The following is a 563-nucleotide window of genomic DNA, read 5'->3' as shown; positions in this document are numbered from 1 at the left end:
AAAGCTTAGAAATGAGCATTCCATTGTTAAGATGGTGAATGTTGATTTCTAGTCTTTGATTAGATCGTTCTTTAAAAATTTGGGTATGTGATAGAAAGATAGACTGAACGTTACTTTCACTGGTAACGGATCAGGCTAAGGTAAAATTTGTGAGTAATTGCGAATTTTCGGCGAATGTCGTCTTCACAGTATAACCAGATTGCTTGGGGTTATATGGTCAAGTGAAGAAGCGCATACGGTGGATGCCTTGGCAGTCAGAGGCGATGAAAGACGTGGTAGCCTGCGAAAAGCTTCGGGGAGTCGGCAAACAGACTTTGATCCGGAGATGTCTGAATGGGGGAACCCACCTAACATAAGTTAGGTATCTTAAGCTGAATACATAGGCTTAAGAAGCGAACCAGGGGAACTGAAACATCTAAGTACCCTGAGGAAAAGAAATCAACCGAGATTCCCTTAGTAGTGGCGAGCGAACGGGGACTAGCCCTTAAGTGGCTTTGAGATTAGCGGAACGCTCTGGAAAGTGCGGCCATAGTGGGTGATAGCCCTGTACGCGAAAATCTCTT

At 44.4% G+C, this 563-nt stretch carries 1 rRNA gene; it reads left to right on the top strand.

The window, feature by feature from the left end:
- Window positions 1-215: 215 nt before the first annotated feature.
- Window positions 216-563: ribosomal RNA gene (locus AC1RJ3_RS29645) — 23S ribosomal RNA — on the top strand; the annotation flags it as partial.

The organism is Pseudomonas sp. GW822-FHT04C11, assembly GCF_058800905.1.
Note: the sequence above shows the minus strand (reverse complement) of the source record. Positions and strands in the feature narration are given on the sequence as shown.